The following is a 9,292-nucleotide window of genomic DNA, read 5'->3' on the forward strand; positions in this document are numbered from 1 at the left end:
GTCGTCGGTCAGCGGGACCCGCCACAGCCGCTCGCCGCGCAGCCCGGCCAGGTAGACGGCGTCGGCAGTGACGGCGAGGCCGCTCGGCGACGCGTCGTCGGTCCCCCACACCGCCACGGGCGCCACGAAACCGGAGCCGTCGCCCATCCCCTCGACCTCCGGCCAGCCGTAGTTGCCGCCCGGCTCGATCAGGTTGAGCTCGTCCCACGTGTTCTGGCCGAACTCCGAGGCGAACATCCGCCCGTCGGGCGCCCAGCCGAGCCCCTGCACGTTGCGGTGCCCGAGGCTCCACACCGGCGAGTCCTCGTCCGGGTTGCCGGGGGCAGGGTCGCCGTCGGCGGTGATGCGCAGGATCTTGCCGTTGAGGCCGTCCGGGTCCTGAGCCGAGGGCGGGTCGCCCGCGTCGCCGGTGGTCACGTACAGGTACCCGTCGGGCCCGACGGCGAGCCGGCCGCCGTCGTGGTTGCCGGCCTTGGCGATGCCGGTGAGGATCGGGCGCAGCTCGCCCAGGGTCGACCCGTCGAGCGTCCCCCGCAGGACCCGGTTGTCGTTGGCTGCGGTGGCGTACAGGGCCAGATCCACTGCGCCGTCCGACGACCCGAGCACGGCGACCCCCAGCAGCCCGCCCTCCCCGCCGGGGACGACGACGTCGGCGAGCTCGTCGGCACCCGGACCGGTCACGTCCGTCGCCGCACCGTCCGGCCCGACGAGGACCAGCCGCGCGGCGTCCCGCAACGTGACGACGGCCCGCTCGTCCGGCAGGAACGCGATCCCCCAGGGGACGGCGAGGTCCCCGACGATGTCGTCGACCTCGCTCACCTGACCGGTGGGCGGGCTCGACGCCGACGGGCTCGCGGAGCTGGCCAGGCTCGGCGTGGTCGTCGGGTCCGGGCTCTCCGCCGGGGACGTGCAGCCCGCGAGCGCCACGACGGCTGCTGCCAGCCCGACCCACGCCGTCCGTCGCACAGTCATGCCTCAGCCGATCACGCAGCGGGCAGCCGCGCACTCCGGGATCGCCCTGACCAGCCGTTCGGCGGTGGTCCTCGACCCAGGTCAGCCGGGCGTCGCTGCCGACCGGGACGGCTTCGCCGCCAGCGCGGCCGCGTACAGGTCACGCTTCGGGACGCCGGCCGCGGTCGCCACCTCGGCGACCGCGTCCTTCAGTCGCTCGCCGCTGTCCGCGCGGGACAGCACCTCGGCCACGAGGTCCGCGGTCGACAGCTCCACCGCCTTCAGCGCCCCGCCGACCACCACGACGATCTCCCCGCGCACCTGGTCGGCGGACGCCCAGGCGACGAGGTCCGCGAGTGGTCCCCGCACGATCTCCTCGTACGTCTTGGTCAGCTCGCGGCACACCGCGGCGGGACGGTCGCCGCCGAACGCGTCGGCCATCGCGGCCAGCGTGTCGTCGAGCCGGTGCGGCGCCTCGAAGAAGACCATCGTGCGGCGCTCGTCGGCGAGCAGCTCGAACGCCCGCGCGCGCTCCCCGGGCTTGCGCGGGGGGAAGCCCTCGAAGCAGAACCGGTCGGTGGGCAGTCCCGAGAGCGCGAGGGCGGTCAGCACGGCGCTCGGTCCCGGCGCGGCCGTGACCGGGAGGCCCGCGGCCACGGCGGCGCCCACCACCCGGAACCCCGGGTCGGAGACGGCGGGCATGCCGGCGTCGGTCACGACGACCACGGTTCCCCCGCCGGCGACGACCGCGAGGACCTCCGCGGAGCGCTCGACCTCGTTGTGCTCGTGGAAGCTGAGCACGCGACCGCCGATCTCGACGCCCAGTCGCGCCGCCAGCGCGCGGAGCCGTCGGGTGTCCTCGGCGGCGACCACGTCGGCCTCCGCGAGCAGCCGGCGCAGGTGCGCGGACGCGTCCTCCGTGTTGCCGATCGGCGTCGCAGCCAGCACGAGGCGGCCGGGGGTCTGCTGCTCTGCGGGGCTCACGCGGTCAGCCTGCCACCTCCCACAGCACAGTCGTCGCCCCTACGATGACCGCGTGCCGCCCCTCGACGACGACGCCTCGACCCTGACCGCCCGTCGGGGAGACGCCGCCCCCACCCAGGATCCCGACGAGCTCGGCGCTCCTGAGGAGCTGGTTCCCCCGGGGGAGCCGCGCGAGGTCGAGGGGCCGGTGGAGTCGCACCACCGCCGGTTGCTGCGGCGGCTGGTCGGCGACGACTCGCTCGCCCTGGACGCCACCCCCGGCGCGCGCCTGACGGGCTGGCTGTGGCCGCTCGCGGTGACGGCGCTCGCGGCGGTGCTGCGGTTCTGGGACCTCGGACGCCCGCACCACCTCGTGTTCGACGAGACGTACTACGTCAAGGACGCGTTCTCGCTGCTGGTCAACGGCTTCGAGGCCACCTGGGGCGAGGAGCCCAACCCGGCGTTCGAGGCCGGCGMCACCAGCGGCCTGACCACGACGGGCTCCTACGTGGTGCACCCGCAGGTGGGCAAGTGGCTGATCGCGCTCGGGATCCACGTCGGCGGCGGGGTCGGCAGCTCGGCGGCGTGGCGGCTGGCGGCGGCGGTCTGCGGGGTGCTGGCGGTCCTCATGGTGGCGCGCATCGGCCGGCGGCTGTTCGCGTCCACCGCGCTGGGCACCCTGGCCGGCCTGCTGATGGCGGTCGACGGCGAGGCGATCGTGATGTCGCGGATCAGCCTGCTCGACCCGTTCCTCATGTTCTTCGTGCTGGCCGCGTTCGGCGCGCTGCTGCTGGACCGCGACCAGGCCCGACGACGCCTGGCGGACCGGACCGCCCGGATCCTCGACGCCGGAGACGACCTCGGCGACGGCCCGCGGCTCGGCATCCGCTGGTGGCGCCTCGCCGCGGCCGTGCTGCTCGGGCTCGCGCTGGGCACCAAGTGGTCCGCGATGTACTTCCTCGCGGTGTTCGGGCTGCTCAGCGTGGCGTGGGACCTCACCGCCCGCCGCGGCATCGGGGTGCGGCACTGGTGGCGCGCCGGGATCCTCAAGGACGGGGTCGTCGCCGGGATCTCGATGGTCGGCATCGCGGTCGTCGTGTACGTCGGCTCGTGGTGGTCGTGGTTCGCGCACCGGGGGGCCTACGGCCGGCTGTGGGCCGAGCAGAACCCGGACCTGGGCGTCCAGTGGCTGCCGCCCGCGCTGCGCTCGTTCTGGAAGTACCACCAGGACATGTGGGCGTTCCACAACGGCCTGGAGACGCCGCACTCCTACGCGGCGCACCCGCTGGGCTGGATCGTGCAGTGGCGGCCGACGTCGTTCTGGTACCCGACGGAGGTCTCCGGGCTGACCGGACAGGCGGCCCAGGACGCGTGCGGTGCGGACAGCTGCTCGCAGGCGATCGTCGCGCTCGGCAACCCGGTGCTCTGGTGGTGCGCCGCAGCGGCAGTCCTGGTGGCGGCGGTCTGGCTGTTCCGGTACCGGGACTGGAGGGCGGGCGCCGTGCTGTCCGGCATCGTCGCCGGCTGGCTGCCCTGGTTCGCCTACGCGCACCGCACGATCTTCACGTTCTACTCGATCGCGTTCACGCCCTGGGTGGTGCTCACCCTGGTCTACGTCATCGGCCTGGTGGTCGGGCCGAAGTACGTCGACGAGCGCGGCCGGCGCTGGGCGATCGTGGGGTGCGGAGTGCTCGTGGCCCTGATCCTCGGGGTCAGCGCGTTCTTCTACCCGGTCTGGACGGCGTGGATCGTGCCCTACGACTTCTGGCACTCGCACATGTGGCTGCAGACCTGGGTCTAGCCGCTCAGCGCTGCGGCCAGTCCACCTGCGGGCTTGCGTACCAGGACAGCCCGAGGCGGTCCCAGAACGGCGCCTGCTGCGCGACCCGCGTGCGGAAGTCCTCCCAGTCGCGCCGCTCGGGCGCCGACCAGGCCACCTCCGCGATCGCCGCCAACCGGGGCAGGAGCATCTGCGTGAGGGCGGGCAGGTCGCGCAGCGTCTCGGTCCAGATCGCCGCCTCGACGCCGATCACCGCGTCCGCCGGCACCCCCTCGACGAGCGTCGACGGCTCCCAGTCGTAGGCGTCGCGCAGCTCGATGTGACCCGCCCACTCCAGGCCCAGCTCGGTGCTCGCGTCGTACTTCATGTCGAGGTAGGCCTTCGACCCGGGAGACATGAGCAGCAGCGCGCCCGCCTGGGCCGCCGCGACGAACGGCGCCGCGTCCACCCGCGTGTCCCAGTACTGCACGACCGTGCCGGGCTCCAGCGGGGTGTGCGCGATCTCCTGCCAGCCGACCACCTTCTTGCCGGCGGCCCGGACCGCGGCGGACGCGGCTGCGACGAGCGTGGCGTACTCGTCGGCCTCCATGGTGAGCACCTCGTCGCCGCCGATGTGCACGTAGTCGCCCGGCGTCATCGCGGCGACGTCACCGAACACGTCGGTGAGGAAGGCGCCCGTGGCGGGCAGGTCCGCGTGGAGCCGGCTGAACCCGACCTCGATGCCGGTGTACGTGTCGGTCGGCTCGCCGGACGGGGTGAGCTCCCCGTACGCGTGGGTGGCGGCGTTGACGTGACCGGGGACGTCGATCTCCGGCACCACCCGCACCCCTCTGGCCGCGCCGAAGCCGACGATGTCGGCGAAGTCCTCCGCCGAGTAGAAGCCGCCCGGGTCGCCGTCGACCGACGTGCTGCTGGACAGCCGGGTGAGCAGCGGACGCGACGGCACCTGGAGCCGCCACCCCTGGTCGTCGGTGAGGTGCAGGTGCAGGACGTTCAGCTTGTAGTGCGCCATCACGCCGATGACGACCTTGAGGTCCGAGACGGTGACGAAGTGCCGCGCGACGTCGATCGACAGGCCGCGCCAGTCATAGCGCGGCGAGTCCTCGATGCGCACCGCGGGCACCCGCAGGACGCCCCCGGGCGCGGACACGATCAGCTGGCGCAGCGTGACGATGGCGCGGACGAGGCCGGCGGTGGTGCGGGCCTCGAGGTCGATGCGGCCGTTCCGCGAGATCAGGCGGTACGCCTCGTCGCCCGGCGGCAACGACTCCACGAGCCGCAGGCGCACGATGTCGGACGCGCCGCTCTCGGCGTACCGCACCTCGACGGCCCGTCCGCCCACGCGGCCGAGCAGGTCGGCGACCAGCACCGCGATGCCGATCAGGTCAGGGCGGCCGTCGGCGACCACGGTGGTCGCCTCGGTCAGGACGAACGGGGCGTCCCCGGTCCGCTCCAGCACAGCGGGCTGCGGGATGACGGCGATCACGTCGGGCACGGGGCTCCTCGGCGGGGACGGGCGGTGGACGACCCTGATCGAATCGTTCCGGGGAGACGCTACTCGACCTGCGCGGCGAGGCGGCGCGCGAGCACCGCGCACGTTGCCAGCTGCAGCTGGTGGAACGCGATGACGGGCAGCGCGACGCTGGCCGCGAGCACGGGGTCGAACAGGACGGCGGCCATCGGCAGGCCCGTGGCCAGGCTCTTCTTCGACCCGCACATGAGCAGCGCGATGCGGTCGCCGCGCTCGAGCGAGAGCCACCGTCCGCTGTTCCACGTGAGCAGGAGCATCGCCGCGAGCATCACCGCGCACACCACGAGCAGGACCACGAGGGCCACCCAGGTGACGTGCGACCACGCACCCGACACGGTCGCCTCGCTCACCGACGTGTACGCGACGAGCACGAGGGTGCTGCGGTCGGTGACCCGGGTGAGCTGCGGCCGGGCACGCAGCCACGGGCCGATCCAGCGCTGCACCAGCTGCCCGAGCGCGAACGGCAGCAGCAGCTGCAGCAGGATCCCGCCGACGTTGCTCCCCGACACCGCGGCGGTGCGGACCATGAGGAGCGCGACGAGCAGCGGCGTGAGCACGATGCCGACGACGTTCGAGATCGTGGCGCCGGTGATCGCGCCCGCCACGTTGCCGCGCGCGATCGACGTGAACACGACCGACGACTGCACGGTCGACGGCAGCAGCGACAGGTACAGCAGCCCGGTCTTGAGCTCGGGCGAGACGACCGCGTCGGGCAGCAGCTGGACCAGCAGGCCCAGGACGGGGAACGCCACGTACGTGGACGCGAGCATCGACCCCTGCAGCCGCCAGTTGCGCAGCCCGGCCCAGACGTCGCCGGTGGCCATGCGCGCGCCGTACAGGAAGAACAGGACGATGATCGCCGCCGTCCGGACCCCGTCCAGGACGTCCGCGACGGCACCCTGGGCCGGCAGCAGGAGCCCCAGCAGCAGGGCCGCCAGGATCATCACGACCAGCGGGTCGATCCAGGACCGGACCCGGTTCCAGCGGCTCTGTGCAGCGATTCGGGCGGGCACGACAGAAGGCACGGCGACAGTGTGCCACCGCGCTCAGCGCGCGGATCCGACGGATCCCCCCTAGATTCATCGGTCGTACCCGATAGAACCCCTCGAAGTCAAGGAGTTCCACATGACACCCGAAGGCATCATCTCCGCCATCATCATCGGCGCCGTGATCGGCATCCTGGGCCGTCTCCTCGTGCGCGGCCGTCAGCGCATCTCGCTCCTGCTGACCATCGTGATCGGGATCGTCGCCGCCCTGATCGGCACCTACCTGGCGTCGCTGGTCGGCGTCCAGGACACCGCCGGCGTCGACTGGATCGAGCTGCTGTTCCAGGTGGTGCTCGCCGCGATCGGTGTGGCCGCCGTCTCGGGCAACCGCAGCCGCCGCCGCAGCCTGCTCTGAGCCTGCGCGCACACCCCCGTACACGACGAAGGCGGCCTCCCGATGGGGGGCCGCCTTCGTGCTGCGGGTGGAGCTGAGGGGATTCGAACCCCTGACCTTCTCATTGCGAACGAGACGCGCTACCAACTGCGCCACAGCCCCGCGAGCGGGCTAAAGACTAACACCAGCGCCCGGTGGATCGCGAAATCCGGCGGGTCACTCCCCGGCGACGCGACGCTTGGCCAGGACCGCGTTGAGGTCGATGCTGCCGGTCGTCTCGACGGGGGGCTCGAGCGGCGTGCGCTCGGCGTCGGCGGGGTTCTCGACGTCGGCGGTGCGGGCGGCGGTCGACCCCTCGAGGTTCTCCAGCGGGACCGGCTCACGACGCGGCGCGGACGCCTTCATCGTGTAGGTGGGGCGCGGGACGGGCACGGGCGACCAGGCCTCGTCGTCCGCGGAGCCGGACTCTGCGGTGCGGTCGCTCACCGAGCGGCGGACCACGGGAACCTGGCCGGTGGACGCGTGCCGCGCGGGGCCCTCGGACTCGCCCTTGTCCTCGACGATGCGCGCGAACACCTCGGTGCTGGCGTCGGACGGGTGGACGGCGCGGCCGGTGACGAAGGGCATGGGCGCCTCGAGCGGAGCGACCTCCGCAGGGGCTGCCGCGGGCTTGGCGGTGGGCTTGGCGGTGGGCTTGGCGGTGGGCGCGGTGCGGGACGCGGTGGCCACCGCGCGCATCGCACCCGTGCGAGGACCGGAGGCCACCCGGCGCTCGTCGGCGATCTTCTGCGCCCAGGCCTCGTCGGCCTCCCGCCCGGCCAGGACCGCACGGCGGCCGAGCACGAGGACGGAGCCGAGCAGGACCGTGGGCACGGCTCCCGCGACCCAGGTGACCAGCGGGTTCAGCCCGACGAGAGTCCAGCCGACCACGGTCGCGACGACCAGGAGCCCGGCCAGGAGCGCGCGACGGCGCGCGGCGGCGCCACGACGGGCGACCGAGGCCGCTCTCGCGGCACGTGCCTGCGCAGCGCGGCGCGCCGCGTCGGTGGTCATCCGGTCCTGGGTGCCGTGCGGTCGGTCCACGGTGGTGCCTCCTGTCGCGCTCCCGGTGGCCACCGGGAGCCCCTTGCCCGGGGTCAGCAGCCCCGCGGTACTGCTCGCCGTCGGCCCGCACTCCGCGGACGAGGCCTCCTGGCGGATGCGCCGGTCGCTCACCGCGACCACGCGCAGCGCCTCGGAGAACCGGTCGTCCGCCCGGGACTCGAGCAGCTGCTGCCGGTGCCGCAGCTTGTGCGGTACCAGATATGCCACCCACAGGCCGACCAGCGCGAGCGCGACCGGTCCTGCGAGATCGTTCACGTCACGACGGTAGGCGTCCCGACCGCGCCCACCCGGGACCAGCGCGGCGTGTCGGCCTCTGCGTCACCCGTTCCGGGCTCGCCACCGCTCCAGCAGCCCACCCGGCACGTCCTCGACCGTGAGCGCGAACGAGCGGTGGTCGCACCAGCGGTCCTGGATGTGCAGGTACCGCTCGCGCAGCCCCTCGTCCCGGAACCCCAGCTTCTCGACGACCCGCAGCGACGGCCCGTTCTCCGGGCGAATGTTGATCTCCACCCGGTGCAGGCCGAGCGCGTTGAAGCAGTGGTCGGTGGCCAGCGCGACGGCCGTGGGCGTGACGCCCAGCCCGGCGACGTGCTCGGACACCCAGTAGCCGACCGCCGCGGACCTCAGCGACCCGTAGGTGATCGACGACACGGTCAGCTGCCCGACGAGCCGACCGTCGAGGTCGATGGCGAACGGCAGGGTCACGCCGGCGCGCGCCTGCGAGGACAGCGACCGCACGAAGGTGCCGAACGACGGCCGGGGGCCGGTGACCGGCACCGGGCTCGTGGCGTCCCAGGGCTCCAGCCACGCGGCGTTCTGCGCCCGCAGCGCCATCCACGTGTCCTGGTCGCGCCGGCGCAGGGGGCGCAGCCGGACGTTCCCCTCGACCAGGACCGCGGGCCACCCGGCCGCCATCAGCCCTCCAGGACCAGGCAGTGGACCACCTGTCCGGGGTGCACGGTCAGGTCCTGCTCGCCGACGACAGCGAGCGCGTTGGCGTGCGCGAGGGCGCTCACCGTGGGGGCCGAGGGGTCTCCGAGCGGCGTCACGCGGTAGCCCTCGTCGGGCGAGCCCAGCACCGTGGCCGGCACGAACTGGCGCAGCCCCGGCGGCGAGACCCAGCCCTCGGCGACCTCGGCGGCGACCGAGGGGCGGAACAGCTCGGCGTGCCCGGCCATGGCCCGCAGCGCCGGCCGGACGAACACCTCGAACGACACCTGCGCGGCGACCGGGTGGCCCTGCAGCGCGAAGATCGGCACGGACTTGTCGCTGGCCAGGTCGTCGGCCACGGTGCCGAACCCGTGCCGCTGGCCGGGCGTCATCGCGATCTGGTCCAGCCGGACGCTGCCCATCGGGGCCAGCACGTCCTTGACCGTGTCGTGCGTCAGCTCGGACAGCCCGCCCGTGATGACGATGAGGTCGGCGCGCACCAGCTGGTCCTCGATGGCCTCGCGCAGGATCGCGCGGTCGTCGCCGAGGATGCCGACCCGCACGGCGGCCGCCCCGGCGTCGCGGACCGCCGCCTCGAGCGCGTGCCCGTCCGCCTCGAAGACCTCGGCCCCCGTGCGGTCCGCGTGGGTGCC

Annotated in this window: 9 protein-coding genes and 1 tRNA gene; 2 read left to right on the top strand and 8 right to left on the bottom strand. The window is 73.7% G+C overall.

Going from position 1 to position 9,292, the window contains the following annotated elements; translation table 11 throughout:
- The coding region (locus AC1DUQ_RS11510) for a PQQ-dependent sugar dehydrogenase (protein WP_477073819.1) at window positions 1-972 on the bottom strand (972 nt) is incomplete at its 3' end.
- A gap of 81 nt (window positions 973-1,053) precedes the next feature.
- On the bottom strand, window positions 1,054-1,935 hold the full coding sequence (rsmI, locus tag AC1DUQ_RS11515) for a 16S rRNA (cytidine(1402)-2'-O)-methyltransferase (protein ID WP_477060160.1): 882 nt from the start codon (window positions 1,933-1,935) through the stop codon (window positions 1,054-1,056).
- A gap of 52 nt (window positions 1,936-1,987) precedes the next feature.
- Between rsmI and AC1DUQ_RS11520 the strand changes: the two genes are divergently transcribed.
- Window positions 1,988-3,715 (top strand): dolichyl-phosphate-mannose--protein mannosyltransferase, encoded by a 1,728-nt coding sequence (locus AC1DUQ_RS11520; RefSeq protein ID WP_477073820.1) that lies wholly within the window; start codon window positions 1,988-1,990, stop codon window positions 3,713-3,715.
- A 4-nt stretch (window positions 3,716-3,719) separates the two neighbouring features.
- Here the strand turns inward: AC1DUQ_RS11520 and AC1DUQ_RS11525 are convergent, their stop codons facing one another.
- Window positions 3,720-5,189, bottom strand: coding sequence for a family 20 glycosylhydrolase (locus tag AC1DUQ_RS11525; protein ID WP_477060158.1), 1,470 nt, complete (start codon window positions 5,187-5,189; stop codon window positions 3,720-3,722).
- A 59-nt stretch (window positions 5,190-5,248) separates the two neighbouring features.
- On the bottom strand, window positions 5,249-6,250 hold the full coding sequence (locus AC1DUQ_RS11530; RefSeq protein WP_477060157.1) for a bile acid:sodium symporter family protein: 1,002 nt from the start codon (window positions 6,248-6,250) through the stop codon (window positions 5,249-5,251).
- A 100-nt stretch (window positions 6,251-6,350) separates the two neighbouring features.
- Here AC1DUQ_RS11530 and AC1DUQ_RS11535 point away from each other — a divergent pair, with 100 nt between their 5' ends.
- On the top strand, window positions 6,351-6,626 hold the full coding sequence (locus tag AC1DUQ_RS11535; protein WP_477060156.1) for a GlsB/YeaQ/YmgE family stress response membrane protein: 276 nt from the start codon (window positions 6,351-6,353) through the stop codon (window positions 6,624-6,626).
- A gap of 68 nt (window positions 6,627-6,694) precedes the next feature.
- Here AC1DUQ_RS11535 and AC1DUQ_RS11540 read toward each other — a convergent pair.
- From AC1DUQ_RS11540 to AC1DUQ_RS11555, 4 genes are all read right to left on the bottom strand, one after another.
- Window positions 6,695-6,767 (bottom strand) — tRNA-Ala (locus AC1DUQ_RS11540).
- Window positions 6,768-6,821: 54 nt separating this feature from the next.
- The gene (locus AC1DUQ_RS11545) at window positions 6,822-7,964 is read right to left on the bottom strand and encodes a hypothetical protein (protein ID WP_477060155.1); all 1,143 of its coding nucleotides are present in this window, start codon (window positions 7,962-7,964) and stop codon (window positions 6,822-6,824) included.
- A 63-nt stretch (window positions 7,965-8,027) separates the two neighbouring features.
- On the bottom strand, window positions 8,028-8,624 hold the full coding sequence (locus AC1DUQ_RS11550; protein WP_477060154.1) for a GNAT family N-acetyltransferase: 597 nt from the start codon (window positions 8,622-8,624) through the stop codon (window positions 8,028-8,030).
- Window positions 8,624-9,292 (bottom strand): molybdopterin-binding protein (locus AC1DUQ_RS11555; protein ID WP_477073821.1); only part of this gene is annotated, 669 nt, incomplete at its 5' end. The genes AC1DUQ_RS11550 and AC1DUQ_RS11555, both read right to left, overlap by 1 nt.

The organism is Cellulomonas sp. P4_B5_2, from assembly GCF_056402235.1.